Annotated in this window: 20 protein-coding genes; 11 read left to right on the top strand and 9 right to left on the bottom strand. The window is 70.6% G+C overall.

The features are described from left to right. Positions 1 to 119 precede the first annotated feature (119 nt). Complete coding sequence (locus AB0C46_RS16315; protein ID WP_362828468.1) at positions 120 to 257, bottom strand: hypothetical protein; 138 nt, start codon at positions 255 to 257, stop codon at positions 120 to 122. Between the two features lie 51 nt (positions 258 to 308). Next, positions 309 to 473 carry a DUF255 domain-containing protein gene (locus AB0C46_RS16310; RefSeq protein ID WP_362828467.1) on the bottom strand — a complete coding sequence of 55 codons (165 nt, stop codon included), beginning with the start codon at positions 471 to 473 and terminating at the stop codon, positions 309 to 311. Between the two features lie 147 nt (positions 474 to 620). Between AB0C46_RS16310 and AB0C46_RS16305 the strand changes: the two genes are divergently transcribed. Next, the gene (locus tag AB0C46_RS16305) at positions 621 to 3,902 is read left to right on the top strand and encodes a tetratricopeptide repeat protein (RefSeq protein WP_362828466.1); all 3,282 of its coding nucleotides are present in this window, start codon (positions 621 to 623) and stop codon (positions 3,900 to 3,902) included. Positions 3,903 to 4,223: 321 nt separating this feature from the next. Here the strand turns inward: AB0C46_RS16305 and AB0C46_RS16300 are convergent, their stop codons facing one another. Continuing rightward, on the bottom strand, positions 4,224 to 4,475 hold the full coding sequence (locus AB0C46_RS16300; RefSeq protein ID WP_362828465.1) for a hypothetical protein: 252 nt from the start codon (positions 4,473 to 4,475) through the stop codon (positions 4,224 to 4,226). 4 nt (positions 4,476 to 4,479) lie between these two features. Continuing rightward, complete coding sequence (gene mca / locus AB0C46_RS16295; protein WP_362828464.1) at positions 4,480 to 5,352, bottom strand: mycothiol conjugate amidase Mca; 873 nt, start codon at positions 5,350 to 5,352, stop codon at positions 4,480 to 4,482. A 130-nt stretch (positions 5,353 to 5,482) separates the two neighbouring features. Here mca and AB0C46_RS16290 point away from each other — a divergent pair, with 130 nt between their 5' ends. Both AB0C46_RS16290 and greA read left to right on the top strand, forming a co-directional pair. Next, positions 5,483 to 5,905 (top strand): DUF4307 domain-containing protein, encoded by a 423-nt coding sequence (locus AB0C46_RS16290; protein ID WP_362828463.1) that lies wholly within the window; start codon positions 5,483 to 5,485, stop codon positions 5,903 to 5,905. A gap of 332 nt (positions 5,906 to 6,237) precedes the next feature. Next, the gene (gene greA, locus AB0C46_RS16285; RefSeq protein WP_362828462.1) at positions 6,238 to 6,735 is read left to right on the top strand and encodes a transcription elongation factor GreA; all 498 of its coding nucleotides are present in this window, start codon (positions 6,238 to 6,240) and stop codon (positions 6,733 to 6,735) included. Between the two features lie 117 nt (positions 6,736 to 6,852). On the opposite strand, the gene AB0C46_RS16280 is transcribed toward greA, so the two are convergent. From AB0C46_RS16280 to ilvA, 3 genes are all read right to left on the bottom strand, one after another. Continuing rightward, entirely contained in the window at positions 6,853 to 7,731 is an 879-nt protein-coding gene (locus AB0C46_RS16280; RefSeq protein WP_362828461.1) for an ABC transporter permease, read from the bottom strand. Beyond that, on the bottom strand, positions 7,728 to 8,834 hold the full coding sequence (locus AB0C46_RS16275) for an ATP-binding cassette domain-containing protein (RefSeq protein ID WP_362828460.1): 1,107 nt from the start codon (positions 8,832 to 8,834) through the stop codon (positions 7,728 to 7,730). The genes AB0C46_RS16280 and AB0C46_RS16275 overlap by 4 nt, the downstream gene beginning before the upstream one ends. Before the next feature lie 273 nt (positions 8,835 to 9,107). Continuing rightward, positions 9,108 to 10,379 carry a threonine ammonia-lyase gene (gene ilvA / locus AB0C46_RS16270; protein WP_362828459.1) on the bottom strand — a complete coding sequence of 424 codons (1,272 nt, stop codon included), beginning with the start codon at positions 10,377 to 10,379 and terminating at the stop codon, positions 9,108 to 9,110. 209 nt (positions 10,380 to 10,588) lie between these two features. On the opposite strand from ilvA, the gene AB0C46_RS16265 reads away from it, so the two are divergent. Both AB0C46_RS16265 and AB0C46_RS16260 read left to right on the top strand, forming a co-directional pair. Continuing rightward, positions 10,589 to 11,089, top strand: coding sequence for a MarR family transcriptional regulator (locus tag AB0C46_RS16265; RefSeq protein ID WP_362828458.1), 501 nt, complete (start codon positions 10,589 to 10,591; stop codon positions 11,087 to 11,089). 143 nt (positions 11,090 to 11,232) lie between these two features. Next, positions 11,233 to 11,541, top strand: coding sequence for a hypothetical protein (locus tag AB0C46_RS16260; protein WP_362828457.1), 309 nt, complete (start codon positions 11,233 to 11,235; stop codon positions 11,539 to 11,541). A 24-nt stretch (positions 11,542 to 11,565) separates the two neighbouring features. Here the strand turns inward: AB0C46_RS16260 and AB0C46_RS16255 are convergent, their stop codons facing one another. Further along, the gene (locus tag AB0C46_RS16255) at positions 11,566 to 12,726 is read right to left on the bottom strand and encodes a cystathionine gamma-synthase (RefSeq protein WP_362828456.1); all 1,161 of its coding nucleotides are present in this window, start codon (positions 12,724 to 12,726) and stop codon (positions 11,566 to 11,568) included. A gap of 201 nt (positions 12,727 to 12,927) precedes the next feature. Here AB0C46_RS16255 and AB0C46_RS16250 point away from each other — a divergent pair, with 201 nt between their 5' ends. The 5 genes from AB0C46_RS16250 (at position 12,928) to mgt (ending at position 17,058) form a co-directional block, all read left to right on the top strand. After that, positions 12,928 to 14,088 carry a hypothetical protein gene (locus AB0C46_RS16250; RefSeq protein WP_362828455.1) on the top strand — a complete coding sequence of 387 codons (1,161 nt, stop codon included), beginning with the start codon at positions 12,928 to 12,930 and terminating at the stop codon, positions 14,086 to 14,088. A gap of 87 nt (positions 14,089 to 14,175) precedes the next feature. Next, on the top strand, positions 14,176 to 14,889 hold the full coding sequence (gene msrA / locus AB0C46_RS16245) for a peptide-methionine (S)-S-oxide reductase MsrA (RefSeq protein ID WP_362828454.1): 714 nt from the start codon (positions 14,176 to 14,178) through the stop codon (positions 14,887 to 14,889). Positions 14,890 to 15,019: 130 nt separating this feature from the next. Further along, positions 15,020 to 15,373 (top strand): DUF6247 family protein, encoded by a 354-nt coding sequence (locus AB0C46_RS16240; RefSeq protein WP_362828495.1) that lies wholly within the window; start codon positions 15,020 to 15,022, stop codon positions 15,371 to 15,373. After that, complete coding sequence (locus AB0C46_RS16235) at positions 15,370 to 15,642, top strand: hypothetical protein (RefSeq protein ID WP_362828453.1); 273 nt, start codon at positions 15,370 to 15,372, stop codon at positions 15,640 to 15,642. Before AB0C46_RS16240 ends, AB0C46_RS16235 begins: the two co-directional genes overlap by 4 nt. A gap of 204 nt (positions 15,643 to 15,846) precedes the next feature. After that, complete coding sequence (gene mgt, locus AB0C46_RS16230; RefSeq protein WP_362828452.1) at positions 15,847 to 17,058, top strand: macrolide-inactivating glycosyltransferase; 1,212 nt, start codon at positions 15,847 to 15,849, stop codon at positions 17,056 to 17,058. Between the two features lie 277 nt (positions 17,059 to 17,335). On the opposite strand, the gene AB0C46_RS16225 is transcribed toward mgt, so the two are convergent. Beyond that, the gene (locus AB0C46_RS16225; RefSeq protein WP_362828451.1) at positions 17,336 to 17,560 is read right to left on the bottom strand and encodes a cold shock domain-containing protein; all 225 of its coding nucleotides are present in this window, start codon (positions 17,558 to 17,560) and stop codon (positions 17,336 to 17,338) included. Positions 17,561 to 17,794: 234 nt separating this feature from the next. Here AB0C46_RS16225 and AB0C46_RS16220 point away from each other — a divergent pair, with 234 nt between their 5' ends. Further along, on the top strand, positions 17,795 to 18,004 hold the full coding sequence (locus AB0C46_RS16220; protein WP_362828450.1) for a hypothetical protein: 210 nt from the start codon (positions 17,795 to 17,797) through the stop codon (positions 18,002 to 18,004). The last annotated feature ends 5 nt before the right edge of the window (positions 18,005 to 18,009 follow it).

Genomic DNA, 18,009 nt, shown 5'->3' with positions numbered 1-18,009 from the left:
CAGTACCACGCTACAGGGCGCTGGTCCCACCATTCCCCTGCTGCAGGCAACATAGCGCCGCCCTCACGGTCTTCTCCTGCACCAGCGGCGCAAACGCTTGCGGAGGGACTGGGTGACGCTTACCCCTCCTGGTCGACGGCGGGCAAGTCGCCCTCCAGGTGCTGGCGAATGCTGGCGTACCGCTCGGGCGAGGCGGCCGGCTGGTCTTCGACCCAGGCGTCTATGTCCCTGCCAAGCTGCTCATCGTACGTGTCCATGTCGACACCCATTGGGGACATTCCAGTTCAGAAATACCCGGTTGTGCTCATCTACTGGCACCCGTGGCACGAGCTGTAGCCGACGCTGAGCAGCACCGGCACCCCGCGCCGCCGGGCCTCCTCGAAGGCGGCGGCGGACCACAGCCACCAGTCGACCGGGTTGTCGGCGTGCTGGAGCAGATACGGGGAAGCCTCATGAGCCAGGCGGTTCGGCATGGGTCCCTCCTCTCCCAACGGGGGCCGGTGATCCGGGAGCGGAGGGAGTTGTCCACAGCCCTGCCGGAATTCGTGCGGACGCGGAACACTGTGCGTGCGGCGACGATCACCGCCGGAGACTGCTGGAACTGCTGGAGGGGGATGGGCATGCCGGGCTCACTGGCTGTGCTGCGCGACGGCCACCGGACGGAAGCGGAAGCGCTGTTGACCAGGGCGATCGAGGAAGAGGTGCGGCGCTCGGGCGGGCGGCTCGACGGGGACACGCTGCTCAGCAGGGCGCGCTCGGCGCTGGAGGAGCTGGCGGGCAGCTCCGCCGAGGAGTACACCGCGTATGTCCGGGCGCTGGACGAGGCGGCCGCCGGTCAGCCCTCGCTGGGCCGGCGGCTCTCCCGCAAGGAGCTGGGAACCCCCGCGGTGGCGACGGCCGCGGCGGCGGTGGCGGCCTGCGGTACGGACCTCGCGTACGGCACGGGCGCGGGCGCGGCGCTGGGCGTGGGCGCCGCCGTGGTGGTCGCGGGGGCGGCGGCCACGGTCCTGAAGCTGACCGCGGGCCACTGGCCGGCGGCGCACCAGGAGGCCGGGAAGCGCGGCCAGCCGGGCGGCGCCGAGCAGCTGCGGCTGCAGTGGCTGACGGCACTGGAGGTGCGGGGTATCCGGCCGTTCCTGGACCAGCAGCGGATGCTGACGGCGGCGGCCCGCGGCAGCGGCACGGCGTCCCAGCCGGTCGCCTCGACGACCACCCGTGGGCCGCAGTTGCGCGGCGCGGACCGCAGCGCGGCGGCCCGCCAGCGATCCGTACTGGAGCATTCGTTCGCCCAACTTCCGTGCCCGGAGGGCCCGTTCGCCGGTCGCCGGGCGGAGCTGACCCAGATCGCACAGTGGGTGCACGCGGCCCGTGCGAGCACGGAAACCAAGCCGACGGTGGTGGTGCTGCACGGCGAGCCGGGATCGGGCCGGACGGCGCTGGCCGTGCGGGCCACCCATCAGCTGCGCGATCAGTTCCGTGGCGCATGTGTGGTGGATCTGCGCAGTGACACCCCCGGTGAGGTGCCGCTGCCGACCCGGGACGCGCTGCTGCATCTGCTCAACCGGCTGGGCGCGCCGCGCGAGCAGCTGCTGTTCCGTGAGCGGCCGTCCCAGGAGCAGCACGTCAAGCGGCTCACCGAGCTGTATCACCAGCATCTGACCGGCCTTCCGGTGACGGTGCTGCTGGATGACGCCACGGATCCGGAGCAGGTGCGCACGCTGGTTCCGGAGCGGTCCGACAGCCTGGTGCTGGTCACCTCCCGTACACCGCTGGAGCTGCCCGGGGACCTCCAGGCGTGGGTGCATCAGCTGCCGGTGGGGCCGCTGGACGCCGCGGGCACCGAAGAGCTGCTGCGGGCCACCGCCGCGGGCGGCAACGAGTCCCCGGACGCGGCGGGCCCCTACGACTCACGGACGATCGACGAGATCTCCGAGCTGTGCGCGGGGCTGCCGCTGGCGCTGCGGGTGGCGGGCTCCTCGCTCGGTGCGCGCACCGCCACCGCGCTGGCCACGGACCTGGCGGCCCATGAGCAGCGGTCGCCGGTGGAGCGTGCGCTGTGGCTGCGCTACTCCGACCAGTCGGAGACGGCCCGGCGGCTGCTGCGCCGGCTGGCGCTGGTGGGCCGGGCCAGCCTGGGGGCGGCGGCCTCGGCGGCGCTGCTGGGCGTCGAACAGGCCGAGGCGGAACGGCAGCTGACGACGCTGGCCCGTGCGGGGCTGATCGAGCATGTCCGCGGCGAGCGCTACCGCCTGCATGCCCTGGTGCACCGCTTCGCGCATGACCGGCTGGTGGACGAGGAGGAGCCCGGCGAGCGCGGCGCGGCCCAGGAGCGGCTGATCCGCGGCTATGCGGAGCTGGCCGACTCGGTGATCCGGCTGGTCGACGGCCGTACGTCCACCCGTGCCGACCGCTTCGGATCGCACGGCTTCACCTCCCTGGACGCGGCCCTGCAGTGGCTGGACGACGAGACAAGTTTCATCACCGCCGCGCTGCGCCATGCCGATCAGGGCGTGGACCAGGCGGCGGTCTCGCATCTGCTGGGGGCGCTGGCCGACTACTGCCTGCTGCGCGGCGATCTCTACCGGCTGGGCGAGCTGAGCGAGCTGACCCGGGCCGTCGGGCAGGGGCTGCTGGTCCGCTCGGTGCAGTGGCGCACGGGTGTCGCGGCCCGGCAGCTCGGCGAGCTGGACAAGGCGCGGACGACCCTGTCGTCGGTGGTCGATCTGTATTTCGAGGCCCAGCATCCGGCGGGCGCCGCCCGTGCGCTGCGCGATCTGGGCATCACACTCCAGCAGCAGGGCAATCTCACCGAGGCCTCGGCCAAGCTCCGGGAGGCGCTGGAGCTGCAGTCCGGCGCGGATATGCACGGCGACCGGGCGTGGACGCTGCACGCCCTGGCGGCGGTGGAGCGGGACCGCGCGCAGATCGCCGGGGCCATCACCATGCTGCGTGAGGCGCTGGAGCTCCACGAGGAGAGCGAGAGCCTGCACGGCCAGGCCTGGGCGCACTTCCAGCTCGGCCAGGTGCATCTGCGGAGGGGCGATGTGCCGGGCGCGGAGCGTGCCCTGCAGGCGGCGATGGAGCTCTACGGCCGTACGCACGACGAGCGTGGTGAGGCCTGGGCGATGACGCAGCTGGCGCGCGCCCGGCTGGTGGACGGCGATCCGGGACCCGCGGTGGACCAGCTGCGGCAGGCGCTGCCGCTGCACCACCAGCACGAGGACGCCCGCGGTGAGGCCTGGACGATGTACTACCTGGGCCAGGCGCTGGAGGAGCGCGGCGAACACGATGCGGCGCTGCGGCAGCTGGAGCGGTCACGGACGATGTTCAGCCGGATGCAGGACGCCTACGGTCTCGCCTGCGCCCGGCACCATTCGGGGCGGGTCACCCGTGATCTGCGGGCCGAGCAGACCGGGTCGCTGCGCAACAGCGGCTTCGCCCGGCAGCTGCTGCAGGACGCCCGTAAGGACTTCCAGCGGATCGGGGTGCCGCACGGGGAGGCGTGGTCCTGCCTGGAGTTGCTGATCATCGACGCCGGCAACGGCCGGTCGGCGCAGGCGCTGGAGCTGGCCGACGAGGCGGCGCGGATCTTCGCCGGCTACGGCGACCGGCGCGGCGAGGACTGGGCGCGGTTCCTGCGCTGCACGCTGCTGCCGCTCGCCTCGCCGGGCGGTTCCGTGGTGGGCGCGGCCGTCGCCCAGGAGGAGCTGGCGCAGCTGGTCCGGGAGAGGCATGCGACCCGCGATTCCAAGCTGGAGGACTGCGCGGAGGCGTTCGCGCTGCTGCTGGACCGCGGGGTGGAGCCGGAGTCGGGGTGGCAGGCATGGCGGCTGGGCATGGTGCCGAACCGCCATGCGCGCGAGGTCATGGGGGTGCTGATCGCACCGACCGTCACGGAGTGACGGCAGGGCAGGCCGGAAGCGACACCGGGCACGCCGGGGCTCACCGCCGCGGTGTGCGCCGGTGATGCCCAGGGCGATCGGGCCCGGCTCGCCGGCCGCTCGGACCGACGAGCCGCCGGGCCGGTCAGCCGGCCTTGGCCATCGGCCGGCCGTCGACCGCCACCCGGTCTCCACGGACCGCCTCGTCCGCACGGACGGCCTGGTCTCCACGGACCACCCGGTCCGCACGGACCACCCCGCCTCGTGGGCGAGCGGCCCTCGCGGCGGGGGCGGCCCTCGCGGCGGGGGCAGCCCTCACGGCGGGGCGGTCGGCCCCCGCCCTCAGCTGGTCTTCGGCTCGGGGGCCGGCGCCGCGGCGGAGGCGGTGGTGCCTGCCTCGCCGCCCTCCGGCTGCTCCTCGAAGTCCACCTTCTTCATGTGCTTGTTCATGGACTTCATCAGCAGCCACACGGCGCCGCCGATGACCGCGAAGACGATGAAGCCGAGGACGCCGGGGGTCACCTTGTTCTTGTCGAAGCTGTCGGCAAGGGTGACGAAGTGCGTCAGGGCGAGGGTGCTGGTCGCGCTCATCATGGGGTCAATTGTTGCGGATGCCCGCGAAGAGGTCGTCCTCGGGGAGGGAAGTGTCCACAAGCGACTTCGCGAGCTCGTACTCCTCCGTCGGCCAGACCTCACGCTGAATGTCCATCGGCACCCGGAACCACCCGCCGTCGGGGTCGATCTGGGTGGCGTGGGCGATCAGCGCCTTGTCACGGATCTCGAAGTATTCATCGCACGGGACATAGGTGGTCAGCGTGCGCTCACGCTGCTCGAACTGCTTCCAGCGCTCCAGCCACTCGCCGTAGGGCGAGTCCATCCCGCGCTCCAGCAGCGCCTCGTGCAGCGCGACCGTACGGGGGCGGTTGAAGCCCTGGTTGTAGTAGAGCTTCTGGGGCTGCCAGGGCTCACCGGCCTCCGGGTACTTCTCCGGGTCGCCGGCCGCCTCGAAGGCCACCATCGTGATCTTGTGGGTCATGATGTGGTCCGGGTGCGGATAGCCGCCGTTCTCGTCATAGGTCGTGATGACCTGCGGCTTGAACGTCCGGATCAGACGGACGAGGGGCTCGGCCGCCGCCTCGGCATCCTGCAACGCGAAGCAGCCGTCGGGCAGCGGCGGCAGCGGGTCGCCCTCGGGCAGCCCGGAGTCGACAAAGCCCAGCCACTCCTGCTTGACGCCCAGGATCTCCCGGGCCTCGTCCATTTCCTTCTTCCGTACCTCGTGGATGTTCTCCTCGATGTACGGGTCGCCCTGGAGCTTGGGGTTGAGGATGGATCCTCGCTCACCGCCTGTGCAGGTGGCGACCAGCACGTCCACCCCCTCGGACACGTACTTGGCCATGGTGGCCGCACCCTTGCTCGACTCGTCGTCGGGGTGGGCGTGAACCGCCATCAATCGCAGCTGCTCAGTCAAGACTCGATCCTCAATGAAGGGCCGGAGAAGATGCCTCCTATAGTGACCGAAGCGAGGGGCGCTGTATTCCCAGGGGCGGGGACCCCCTGGGGGGTTCATGGATCAGGTCCCCGTACCAGGAGGACTGATCATGACCACGGTGCGCGAAGGGCTCCCCGACGGACGCTACGGCCGCTCCGCGGATGAGCGCGCGGACCGCAAGCTCAAGATCATCGGCGCGGTGCTCGGCGCCGCGCTGCTGGGCGTGATCGGCTGGTCCGGGATCTCGTACATCGCGGGCCAGGACCTCAGCGGCCGCGTGATCGCCTGGGACGCGGTCTCCGACCACGCCGTCAAGGTCCATCTTGAGGTCGTCAAGGACACCGACACCACGGGTGTGTGCACGCTTCGCTCCCAGGCCGCGGACGGCTCCGAGGTCGGCCGCAAGGACATCACCGTCGACCAGCGCTCGGGCCAGGTGGACACCGAGATCACGGTGCGGACGACGAAGCGGGCGACGAACGCCGTGCTCGTCGGCTGTACGGCGTCCGGCACCGGCACCGGCACCGGCTGACCTCACCGTCACCACCGACCCACCGTCACCACCGCCACCGCCGACCGCCTGGCCCCACCAACCACAGCTCGCGCCCCCGGCCCACACGCCCGCAGGCCCACAGGTCACGTCAACCGCACGCCCCGCCCCACCCGCATCACCGGCCACGGCCGGCACGGGGCGTGTCGTGACCGCCTCTGATCAGGGATGATGCGCTCCTGTGTGGTCGCTGTGAATTTCCTCTTCCCCGTTTTGTGCCGGAATTGTTAGGCTCGTGGTTTCGCCCACCTGTGAAGGCGCAAACCTTCCTGGTAGGGCGTTTGATTTATCCCCAGTACCGACGAGGAGCACCTGTGACCCAGACCAGCGAGAACGTCACCTGGCTGACCCAGGAGGCGTATGACCAGCTCAGGGCCGAGCTGGAGCACCTGTCTGGTCCCGCACGCGCCGAGATCACCGAGAAGATCGCGGCGGCCCGCGAGGAAGGTGACCTGAAGGAGAACGCCGGGTACCACGCGGCCAAGGAAGAGCAGGGCAAGCAGGAGCTGCGCGTCCGCCAGCTCACCCAGCTGCTGCAGACCGCGAAGGTCGGCGAGGCCCCTGCCGCGACCGGCGTCGTCGCTCCCGGCATGGTCGTCACCATCGCGTTCGACGGGGACCCGGACGACACGCTGTCGTTCCTTCTGGCCTCCCGGGAGTACGCGAGCTCGGACATCGAGACCTACTCCCCCCAGTCGCCGCTGGGCACCGGCGTGAACGGCAAGAAGGTCGGCGCCGAGGCGGAGTACGAGCTCCCCAACGGCAAGACGGCGACCGTGAAGATCCTCGACGCCAAGCCGTACACCGGCTGAGTCCGAGACACCGCAGACGTCGAAGCGGCCCGGAGCGTGATGCTCCGGGCCGCTTCGCCGTGTCGTACGCCGCTGGGGCGCTGTGGGCCGTGGGCGGAGAGGGTGTCCCAGGGCCGCTCAGGCCGCGGCCGAGCGGTACTTGCGGACGGCCAGCGTCCGGAAGACCGCGATGATCAGCAGGGACCAGATCACCGAGGCCACCACCGGGTGCTCCATCGGCCAGGCGCCGGTCACCGACTTCGGCACCCGGTCGATGGTGTTGCCGAACAGCTCCCGGGCGGCGGCCACCGTCGCGCTGAACGGGTTCCACTCCGCGACATGCTGCAGAAACGTGGGCATCCCGTTGACCGGCACGAACGCGTTCGAGATGAAGGTCAGCGGGAAGAGCCAGATCAGGCCGCCCGAGGTGGCCGCCTCGGGCGTACGCACCGAGAGGCCGATGAGCGCGCCGATCCAGGAGAAGGCGTAGCCGAGCAGGAGCAGCAGCGCGAAGCCGGCCAGCACCTCGGCGAGGCTCTCGTGGGTGCGCCAGCCGATCAGCAGCGCGACGACGGCCAGCACCACCAGGGTCAGCGCGGTCTGCACGAGGTCGGCGAGGGTCCGGCCGGTGAGCACCGCGCCGCGGGACATCGGCAGCGACCGGAACCGGTCGATGAGGCCCTTGTGCATGTCATCGGCGATACCCGCACCGGCCCCCGCCGTGGCGAAGGTGACCGTCTGCGCGAAGATCCCGGCCATCAGGAACTCGCGATATGCCTGGGCGTCGCCCACCGGGGCGCCGGGGATGTTGATGGAACCGCCGAAGACGTACGTGAACAGCACCACGAACATGATCGGCTGGATGAGTCCGAAGATCACCACTTCGGGGATGCGCATCATCCGGATCAGATTGCGCTTGGCGACCACCAGGGAGTCGCGTACGGAGCGGCTGAATCCGCCGCGCGGCTGCGGGGTCCTGACGGGGGCGCCGCCGGCCGCTTCGGTCACCGTGGTCACTTCACGCCCTCCTTGTCGGTCGTACCCGCGTCCACGGCATCGGCCGCCGCGCCTGTCCCGTCCGGCCCGGCCCTCCTGCCCTTCTTCTGCCTCCCGACACCGCCCCCGCCGCCCCCGCCGCCCTTGCCGGCGTCCGCGCCGCCCGCGCCGTTGGCGTCCGCGGTCTCGGCGGCGTGGCCGGTCAGCGAGATGAACACATCGTCGAGGGTCGGACGGCGCAGCCCGATGTCATCTATCTCCACACCGCGGTGGTCCAGTTCGCGGATGACCTCGGCGAGCAGCTTGGCGCCGCCCGTCACCGGGATCGTGAGCTTGCGGATGTGCGGTTCGACGGTGCCCTCGCCCTTGCCGAAGCGGCGCAGGACCTCGTCGGCGACGGTGAGGTGCTCGGGGGCGTGCACGACGACCTCGACGCGCTCGCCGCCGGTGCGCGCCTTGAGCTGGTCGGAGGTGCCGCGGGCGATGACCTTGCCGTGGTCGACGACGCAGATGTCGTGGGCCAGGCGGTCGGCCTCCTCCAGATACTGCGTGGTGAGCAGCAGGGTCGTGCCGCCGGCGACCAGTTCCTGTATGACGTCCCACAGACCTTGGCGGTTACGGGGGTCCAGTCCGGTGGTCGGCTCGTCCATGAACATCACGGGCGGGCTGACGACCAGCGCGGCCGCGAGGTCGAGGCGACGGCGCATACCGCCGGAGTAGGTCTTGGCGGTGCGGTCCGCGGCGTCGCCGAGATGGAAGCGTTCCAGCAGTTCAGCGGCTCGCCGCTTGGCGTCGCGCCCGCTCATCTGGTAGAGCTGGCCGACCATCATCAGGTTCTCGCGACCGGTCAAGTACTCGTCGACGGCGGCGAATTGACCGGACAGGCCTATCGAGCGCCGCACTTTGTCGGGGTGGGCCAGTACATCGATCCCGGCGACCACCGCTTTGCCCCGGTCGGGCTGGAGCAGGGTCGTCAGGACCCGTACGGCGGTGGTCTTGCCGGCACCGTTGGGGCCGAGCATTCCGAGGACGGTTCCTTCGGGGACGTCGAGGTCGACGCCGTCCAGTGCCCTCACGTCACCGAAGGTCTTCACCAGACCTTCGGCGTAAATGGCGCCTGGCATAGGGGTACTCCCATGACTTGGGTCAGTTCCAGGTCGAATATACGGTTGGCGGACTATGCCTGCTCTGTGGGCATTTGTCCGCAACGGAACGCCATGACGCACCGGCACCCCGCAGCCGCGACACTACGCCCAAACGCGATACATCGCGATACACATTCTCTTTTTTCGCGCACCAGCAGAGGGGAACAGGCGTTCCCTGACGCGCGTGGGGCGCCACGGTATACCCGTGGCGCCCGATAAACCCATCCCTTTTCTGCATATTCCGCGCACACGTCACTCCGCGACGACGTACCCCGCCTCGCGCAGCGCCGCGCGCAGTTCGTCGCAGTGCGCCGGCCCCTTGGTCTCCAGATGCAGCTCCACCTCGACCTCGGTCAGCCCGAGCCGCGGATCCGTGCGCACATGGCCCACATCGAGGACGTTCGCATCGGCCACCGACAGCACCCCCAGCAGCGTCGCGAGTGCCCCCGGCCGGTCCGTCAGCCGCAGCCGCAGCGAGAGATAGCGTCCGCCGGCGGCCATTCCGTGCCGCAGGATGCGCTGCAGCAGCAGCGGATCGACATTGCCTCCGGACAGCACCGCGACCACCGGCCCCTCGAAGGACTCCGGGTCGGCGAGCAGCGCCGCCACCGGGCTCGCCCCGGCCGGCTCCACCACCAGCTTCGCCCGCTCCAGGCACAGCAGCAGCGCACTGGAGAGCTGGTCCTCGGTGACCGTACGGACCTCGTCCACCAGCTCCTCGACCATCCCGAAGGTCACCTCGCCGGGCCGCCCGACCTTGATGCCGTCCGCCATCGTCGACAGCCCCTCGATCGCCACCGGACGCCCGGCCGCCAGCGACGGCGGATAGCAGGCCGCACCCGCCGCCTGCACCCCGACGACCTTCACATCCGGCCGCAGCGCCTTCACCGCGAGCGCGATCCCGGCCACCAGCCCGCCACCGCCGACCCCGACGACGATGGTCCGTACCTCCGGGCACTGTTCGAGGATCTCCAGGCCGACCGTGCCCTGCCCGGCGATGATGTCGTGGTGGTCGAAGGGGTGGATGAAGACCGCGCCGGTCTCGCGCGCGTAGTCCTGGGCGGCGGCGAGCGTCTCGTCCACCACATGGCCCTGCAGCCGCACCTCCGCCCCGTATTCACGGGTCGCGGCAACCTTCGGCAACGGGGCACCGACCGGCATGAACACCGTCGAGCGCACCCCCAGCAGGGACGCCGCGAGCGCCACCCCCTGTGCGTGGTTGCCCGCGCTCGCGGCCACCACACCGGCCGCCCGCTCCTGCGCCGGGAGCCCGGCGATCCGTACGTACGCGCCGCGGATCTTGAAGGAGCCGGTGCGCTGGAGGTTCTCGCACTTGAGGTGCACGGGCGCGCCGATCAGCCCGGACAGATAGCGGCTGCCCTCCATCGCGGTGGCCCGGGAGACACCGGAGAGCATCTTGTGCGCCGCCCGGATGTCATCGACCGTGATCGCGGCCGTCGGACCCTCGGCGGGGAGCGCGGATGCGGCGTTCTCGGGCCGCGTACGCGGCATGTGATCGGCCATGTCGCCAGTCTTGCAGTTCGCCCACCGGGGGGCCTTTTCTGCCCGAATGGCGATCAGGTCCGTGGCGGGCGGTGCGGCGACCGCGCCCTGTACGGCCGCGCGGGGGCTACGGGGCGTTATCGGAATGGACAGCGCAGGTACGCTCCGCGCCGGGTCCGCGTACTCTGTCCTCCATCCATACGCACATCCATCGAAGCGAGCTCCCGGCCATGCCCACCTCTTCGGACATGACGACCCACACCGACCCCGCTCTCCTCGACGCGCTGCAGCACCAAGTGGCCGTCTTCGCCCGCCGCGCAGAACAGAGCCGGCTCGGCGGCGTCGGGCAGGCGCGCAACTCCATGGACCGCGCCGCGTATCTACTGCTCAACCGCCTGGACCAGGAAGGCCCGATGGGCGTCAAGGCCCTGGCCGCCGGTATGGGCATCGACTCCTCGACGGTCACCCGGCAGGTCGCCCCGCTGGTCGACTCCGGTCTGGTCAGCCGCGCCACCCACCCCGAGGACGGCCGCGCCGTGGTGCTCCAGCTGTCCGAGCGCGGGCGCGCGCGTCTGGACGAGGTGCGCACCTCGCGCCGTGCGCTGATGGCCCTGGTGACGGAGCAGTGGTCCGAGGAGGAGCGCACCGCCTTCACCACGCTCCTGACACGGTTCAACGCCTCCCTCTCCGACATCACCGCGTCCTTGACGCCGGCCGGCCCGACGTCCTGACGCCCGCACACCTCGCGTCCTGCCGGGGCCGGCCGAGGCCGCCCCGGCAGGGCTGCTGTGCCCGGCCCGCCTCTTGACCGGCCGGCCGCACTGCCGTGCCAGAGGAGCCCGGGAAGTCGGGTGTCCGTCATCCGGGAGGCGCGGTGCGAGAGCGGCGGTCGGCGCAGGAGCGCCGCCACGCCCGGGAGTTTGCGCGGTTCGCGGCGGGCGCGGCGGCCCGGCTGCTGCCTGCCACCACCCAACTCGGCCTGCCCGCCGAGCAGGTGCACACCCTGTGCCGGCACGCCCTCGGGGAGAGGCGCAGCCGCAGCCTGGTGACCCATCACCGGCGAGCACGGCGCCTCGGCCGACTGCTCGTGCTCCTCGCGCCCGGCGGCCCTGGCCCGGGCCGTCGCGGCCCTGCCATGGATACCGCCCCGGCCCACACCACCCCTCGCGTGGAGGGGTGGTGAACGGCGGGGCCGGCGCCCGTTCTGTCAGCCCAACGCCTGCGTGAGGTCGGCCAGCAGGTCGTCGACGGACTCGATGCCGACCGAGAGGCGCACGAGGTCGGCGGGGACCTCCAGCAGCGAACCGGCCGTCGAGGCGTGCGTCATCAGCCCCGGGTGCTCGATCAGCGACTCGACGCCGCCCAGCGACTCACCGAGGGTGAACAGCTTGGCCCGGTTGCAGACCTCCACGGCCGCCTGCTCGCCGCCCGCGACGCGGAACGACACCATGCCGCCGTAGGACCGCATCTGCTTGGTGGCCACCTCGTGGCCCGGGTGCTCGGCCAGCCCCGGGTAGTAGACGCGGGTCACCTTGTTGTGGGAGCTCAGCAGCTCCGCGATCCGCTCCGCGTTGGCGCTGTGCCGGTCCATACGGACGGCGAGCGTCTTGATACCGCGCATCACCAGCCAGGCGTCGAACGGGCCGGCGACCGCGCCCATCGCGTTCTGGTGGTAGGCGAGTTCCTCACCGAGGGTGTCGTCGTTGACGACCAGGGCGCCGCCGACCACGTCCGAGTGGCCGCCCATGTACTTGGTCGTGGAGTAGACCACCACGTCCGCGCCGAGGGCGAGCGGCTGCTGCAGGTAGGGGCTGGCGAAGGTGTTGTCGACGACGAGCTTGACCCCGGCGTCCCGGGCGACACCGGCGAGCGCCGCGATGTCGCTGATGCCGAGCAGCGGGTTGCTGGGCGTCTCCACCCAGATCGCCTTCGTACGGGGCCGCAGTGCGGCGCGTACGGCCTGCGGGTCGGAGGTGTCGGCAACCGACCACTCCACGCCCCAGCGCTCGACGACCTTCGAGATGAGACGGAACGTGCCGCCGTAGGCGTCATTGGGGATGACGACATGGTCGCCCGGGGTCAGCAGGGTACGCAGCAGGCAGTCCTCGGCGGCGAGGCCGGAGGCGAAGGCGAGACCGCGGCGGCCGCCGTCCAGGGCTGCGAGATTCTCTTCCAGGGCGGTACGGGTCGGGTTGGCGCTGCGGCTGTACTCGTAGCCGCCGCGGAGCCCGCCCACGCCGTCCTGCTTGTACGTGGATACCTGGTAGATGGGAGGTACCACCGCACCGGTCGCCTCATCAGGCTCCTGACCTGCGTGGATGGCAAGGGTTTCGAAATGCTGGTGGCGCTCTTCGCGCTGTTCGCTCATGCCTGCCGAGGGTAGTCGTCCGCGCAACCGAACTTTCCGGAACTTTCTGGTTGGCTGGATAGTGGATACATACGAGGAACCGCACACCGGTTCCCGTCCGCCGCCCGCAGCACACCGCCCACCGACCCCTCCGCCCGCGTCTCCGCCCCGCTCCGGCCCCCAGGCAGCCGTTACAAGAATTTCAGGTACAGGACACCTCTCATGGACGCTCTGCTGCTTCTCTTCGCCGCGCTCGCGCTCGGCGGCCTCGTCTTCCTGCCCTGGATGCGACGTCGCCGGGCCGTGCAGCACACCCGGCAGGGCCTGGTGGTGGCCTCCGACCCGATGGCCGGCTACGGCTTCGTGCCGCTGGAGGAGCTCGACGTACGCCTGCCCGGTCCGGACCAGGAACTGGCCGACGCGCTCGCCGAGATGCGCCGGACGCACGACTGGCGCCCGGCCGCCGAACTGCTGAAGTCCACCGGCGACGACGGGGAGCGCCGCTGGCAGCGGGTGCAGACACTGGCCGGTGCCGCCGCCTTCGAGCTGGCCGCGGAGGAGGCGTCGGAGCAGCAGCGGCGCGGTACGGCCCCCGGGTACGGCGACGGCGGGCGGACCGGCGGGATCTGGCTGCGCACCTGGCGTTCGGAGGCCCCCAAGGACCCCGGCGGCGCCCAGACACACGCCCAGTTCCTCGTCGTCCAGGCACTGCGCGACCCGGGCTCCCAGGACTTCCGCATGATTTTGGAAGAGGCCCGTACGGTCTGCCGGGAAGCGGCGCTGCTGGCCCCCGGCAGCCCCGTCCCGTACATCACCGAGCTGGCGATCGCCCGCGGCCTGCACGACCGCCCCGCCGACTACGAGGAACTCTGGTCCAAGGCCGCCCAGCGCGCCCCGCAGCACATGGGCGCGCATCTCGCCGCCCTCCCCTACTGGTCCCAGAAGTGGCACGGCTCCCGTGAGCAGGCCGAGGCCTTCGCCGAGCGCGCGGCGGCCGCCGCCCCCAAGGGGACCCTGCTCCCGGCCCTCCCCCTCTTCGCGGTCTACGAGCACCTCCCCGAGGCCAACATGGTCCGCAGCCTCTACCAGAGCGCGGTCGTCGAGCGCGCGATCGAGGGCGCCCACTTCGCGCTCCGCGAGGCGCCCGCCGACCACCCCATGGCACCGCACGTCCGCCATCTCCTGGTCTGGTTCCTGGTACGCGCCGAGCGCTACGCCGAGGCCATGGAACAGCTCCGCCTCGTCGACGGCCACGTGGGCGCCGTCCCCTGGTCCTACGGCCGCAGCCCCGCCGCCGAGTACGCCGCCTACCGCGCCCTGGCCATCGCCGGCTGGGAACAGCTCGGCGGGACGTCCGCGGGCTTTCCGCCCCCCGGGAGCTGATCCCGCGGCCGGAATGCCTCCCGGCTCCCCGACGTTGCCGACAGTGCACCCTCAGGTCCGCTCGCCCTCCCCAGGAGACTGATCCGCATGCTGTTCTCCCGCTTCAAGAACCACCTCCCCACCCCGGAGGAGGCGCTCGAAGGCCGCCCCGAGCGGGCTTTCGCCGTCCCCGACCGCCACACCGTCCTCGGCAACCCGCTGCTCGGCCCGTACCCCGAAGGCCTGGAGACCGCCGACTTCGGCCTGGGCTGCTTCTGGGGCGCCGAGCGGAAGTTCTGGCAGACCGAGGGCGTCTGGACCACCCTCGTCGGCTACCAGGGCGGCCACACCCCCAACCCCACCTACGAAGAGGTCTGCAGCGGCCACACCGGCCACACCGAGGCCGTCCGCGTCGTCTACGACCCCGCAGTCGTCCCCTACACATCCCTCCTGAAGCTCTTCTGGGAGTCCCACGACCCCACCCAGGGCTTCCGCCAGGGCAACGACGCCGGCACCCAGTACCGCTCCGCGATCTACACCCACTCCCCCGCCCAGCAACAGGCCGCCGAAGCCTCCCGCGACGCCTACCGCACCGTCCTGCACAACGCCGGCCACAACGACATCACCACCGAAATCCTCCCCGCCACCGGCCGGCCCTTCTACCCGGCGGAGGCCTATCACCAGCAGTACTTGGACAAGAACCCGGCGGGGTACTGCGGGATCGGGGGGACGGGGGTCAAGCTGAGCGCCCCGTCGGAGACGAACTGGGGCAGGTCTTGCCCGACGGGGATCGCGCCGGCGCCGGACGTCACGGAGCGGTAGAACGCTCCCACCAAGCCGGTCCAGGCGCGGGTAGCCACACTGCCTCTCCCTCACTCGTTCGAGCGGAGGGAGAGCACTCGTGCCGGATACGCTGACGCACGGGATCAGAATCACGCCCATGGGAGTAGCCATGACCACCTCCGCCGCTGGGCAGCCACTCATTCCTCAGCCCCCTGCCACAGTTGCCGCACTGCGGCAGGCGATCAGTCAGATCGCGCCCGCAGCGCTGCCGGCCTTCACACGGGAGTTGGACCAAGCGGCCGACCAGTCGCGGCAGGGCTCCGACCTGGCACCGCTCCAGCGGTTCATCGCTCAGTGGGCTGCCTATGTCCACATCCAGCGTCAGCCCGACGCGGCAGCAGACCTCCGCCGATGGGAGAACGCCGCCGAATCGGGCGACGCGGCCGAGGCACGGCAGGCCGCCTCCGAGATCGGCCGGATCCTGGACGAAGCCCACGCCGCCATCGGCCTCTCGGCCCGGTGAGCGCTGACTGGCGCTGGGAGTACGACCCCGACCACCACCATGTGGCGGGCGGCATCCCCGGTCACGTGGTGGCGGAAGTGGAACGTCTGGCCGGCCAGCTCGTAGACCTTGCAAGGACGGGCATCGACGTCAGCGATTTCGGCAATGGCCCCCGGCCGGGAGGCCTGCGCCGCATGGACGCCGCCGGCGGCTGGTTCTACTTCCTCGTGGCACCGCGTGCCCCGCTGATCATCATCGTCCGCATCGTGCCACCGTTCGACGCGCTGTAGCCGTCAGCACTGAAGCACCTTGCGTGCCTGGGATTACTTGGCACGCAAGACCCGTAGGGACAGGGGCAAGCTAAGTGCCCGCAGCACCCGCAGCGAGTCTCCCCCAACAGGCAGCCTGCGCGCCCCGCCAGTGGCTGACGCTCCACCGAGTAGTGGCCCAAAAAGAAGTTGAACGATACGTTTCGTCTCGCTTAGCGTGGAGGCATGACGAACCAAAGGCACGACAAGCGTGCCCATATCGCCATGTTCTCCATCGCCGCCCATGGGCACGTGAACCCGAGCATCGAAGTGATCCGGGAGCTCGTCGCCCGAGGGCACCGTGTCACGTACGCGATTCCTCCCCGCCTGGAGGAGGAGATCGCCGAGACCGGTGCCGAGCCGGTCCTGTACCGCACGACGCTGCCGTCACCCGACAGCGACCCGTCGGCGTGGGGGACCACACTCCTCGACGACGTCGAGCCGTTCCTGGACGACGCGATCCAGGCACTGCCGCAGCTCATCGAGGCGTATCAAGGCGACGAGCCGGACCTCGTGCTGCACGACATCACCTCGTACCCGGCACGCGTCCTCGCTCACCGCTGGGGCGTGCCCGCGATCTCCCTCTCGCCGAACCTCGTCGCCTGGGAGGGATACGAGGAGGAGGTCGCCGAGCCGATGTGGGCGGAGCCCAGGGCGACCGAGCGCGGCAGGGCATACTACGAGAAGTTCACCAACTGGCTTGCGGAGAACGGGATCACGCAGCACCCCGACCCGTTCGTCGGCCGCCCCGGCCGGTCGATTGCGCTCATCCCCAAGGCGCTGCAGCCGCATGCCGACCGGGTCGACGAGAACGTCCACACTTTCGTCGGCGCCTGCCAGGGCGACCGCGCGGCGCAGGGCGAGTGGGAGCGGCCCGCGGACGCCGAACGGGTGCTGCTCGTCTCACTCGGCTCGTCCTTCACCAAGCAGCCCGGTTTCTACCGCGAGTGCATCAAGGCGTTCGGCGACCTGCCGGGCTGGCACGTCGTGCTCCAGGTGGGCAAGCACGTCACCGCCGACGAGCTCGGGGCGGTCCCTGGGAACGTCGAAGTCCGCCACTGGGTACCGCAGTTGGCGATCCTGAGCAAGGCCGATGCCTTCATTACGCACGCCGGCGCAGGAGGCAGCCAGGAGGGCCTGGCCACCGCCACTCCCATGGTGGCCGTCCCGCAGGCCGTCGACCAGTTCGGCAACGCGGACATGCTCCAGGGACTCGGCGTGGCCCGCCACCTCCCGATGGACCAGGCGGACGCCGACACCCTCCGCGCAGCGGTGCTCGCGCTCGTCGCCGACCCGGAAGTGGGACGCCGCCTCACGGCCATCCAGCGCGAGATGGCCACCGAGGGCGGCACCCGGCGCGCGGCCGACCTCATCGAGGCCGAATTGCCCGCTCAATAAGGCACCAGCAGTAAGCAGTACCTCGCCAAGAAACCGGCGGGGTGCTGCGGGATGCGTACCAACCTGGAGACATGCGAGAACTGGCTATGTGGTCGCTGGGCAGTTCGAGCTCGTCACGCCCACTTCAGGAGTTCGATCAACCGGGCGCCGCTGCATGCGACGGTAGAGGCCCGAGGGCACTGCGGGCTGCGGGCTGCGGGCTGCGGGCTGCGGGCTGCGGGCGACCGTGGGCGTGCGCGCTGCCGTTGATGTCAGGTGTTGACGTCAGGCGTTGATGTCAGGCGGAGCGAGGCACGATGGTCACTGCGCGGTAGTCGTACCCATCCTGCTTGAAGCCGGGAGCCTCCCACGTGAGGTCGACTTGCTGGCCGGGCGACAGGGTGCGGAAGTCAGTCATCTGGATGTCGGAGAAGTGGCCGAAGCAGCCCCCGGGTGTCTCCGGGGAGTCGAGCACACCCCACCCTTCCTCGTCGCGCCATTCGCGGACAGTCGCAGTCACCATGGGCGAAACCCTACGGGCCCTGCCTGCCCCTGTCTTCCCCTTTCCGCGCCTGTCCGCGCCTACGTCAGCACCTTCTTCGGCCAGCATTCACTGCGTCACCTACCAGCAAAGTAGTGGGAGTTGGCCGGGCATCGCCGTATTCGGGACATCGACTGCGGCTGCCGGATTTCATGGGTCAGCCGCCATGGCATTCCCCTTCGGGCGCGGTAATGATCAAGAAAGGAGGGACGCTGGGTGATCAATACTCAGCAGTATGTGCCGAGCAGCCCGCCGCGCGGCAGATCAAGCCGACAATTCGCCCAGACGTTGAATTCTCCGCATAATGCGAAGCATTCGATCCGGGGAATGATTCCAGCCTTGCGGCGCCTGAGCCTTGCCTCTACTCTTAGCGCCTGTTATGGGCCAGAAAACCGGCCGGCCGGAGATTTCATCAACGAAGCGTGAGGCAT

Origin of the sequence: Streptomyces sp. NPDC048637, from assembly GCF_040650675.1 — a bacterium.
GTDB lineage: Bacteria > Actinomycetota > Actinomycetes > Streptomycetales > Streptomycetaceae > Streptomyces.
Note: the sequence above shows the minus strand (reverse complement) of the source record. Positions and strands in the feature narration are given on the sequence as shown.

Bases quoted from the DNA above. Each gene is read 5' to 3' on its own strand.
- AB0C46_RS16315 (WP_362828468.1), bottom strand. From the start codon at position 257: ATGGACACGTACGATGAGCAGCTTGGCAGGGACATAGACGCCTGGGTC.
- AB0C46_RS16310 (WP_362828467.1), bottom strand. From the start codon at position 473: ATGCCGAACCGCCTGGCTCATGAGGCTTCCCCGTATCTGCTCCAGCAC.
- AB0C46_RS16305 (WP_362828466.1), top strand. From the start codon at position 621: ATGCCGGGCTCACTGGCTGTGCTGCGCGACGGCCACCGGACGGAAGCG.
- AB0C46_RS16300 (WP_362828465.1), bottom strand. From the start codon at position 4,475: ATGATGAGCGCGACCAGCACCCTCGCCCTGACGCACTTCGTCACCCTT.
- AB0C46_RS16290 (WP_362828463.1), top strand. From the start codon at position 5,483: ATGACCACGGTGCGCGAAGGGCTCCCCGACGGACGCTACGGCCGCTCC.
- AB0C46_RS16275 (WP_362828460.1), bottom strand. From the start codon at position 8,834: ATGCCAGGCGCCATTTACGCCGAAGGTCTGGTGAAGACCTTCGGTGAC.
- ilvA (WP_362828459.1), bottom strand. From the start codon at position 10,379: ATGGCCGATCACATGCCGCGTACGCGGCCCGAGAACGCCGCATCCGCG.
- AB0C46_RS16265 (WP_362828458.1), top strand. From the start codon at position 10,589: ATGCCCACCTCTTCGGACATGACGACCCACACCGACCCCGCTCTCCTC.
- AB0C46_RS16255 (WP_362828456.1), bottom strand. From the start codon at position 12,726: ATGAGCGAACAGCGCGAAGAGCGCCACCAGCATTTCGAAACCCTTGCC.
- AB0C46_RS16250 (WP_362828455.1), top strand. From the start codon at position 12,928: ATGGACGCTCTGCTGCTTCTCTTCGCCGCGCTCGCGCTCGGCGGCCTC.
- msrA (WP_362828454.1), top strand. From the start codon at position 14,176: ATGCTGTTCTCCCGCTTCAAGAACCACCTCCCCACCCCGGAGGAGGCG.
- AB0C46_RS16240 (WP_362828495.1), top strand. From the start codon at position 15,020: ATGACCACCTCCGCCGCTGGGCAGCCACTCATTCCTCAGCCCCCTGCC.
- mgt (WP_362828452.1), top strand. From the start codon at position 15,847: ATGACGAACCAAAGGCACGACAAGCGTGCCCATATCGCCATGTTCTCC.
- AB0C46_RS16225 (WP_362828451.1), bottom strand. From the start codon at position 17,560: ATGGTGACTGCGACTGTCCGCGAATGGCGCGACGAGGAAGGGTGGGGT.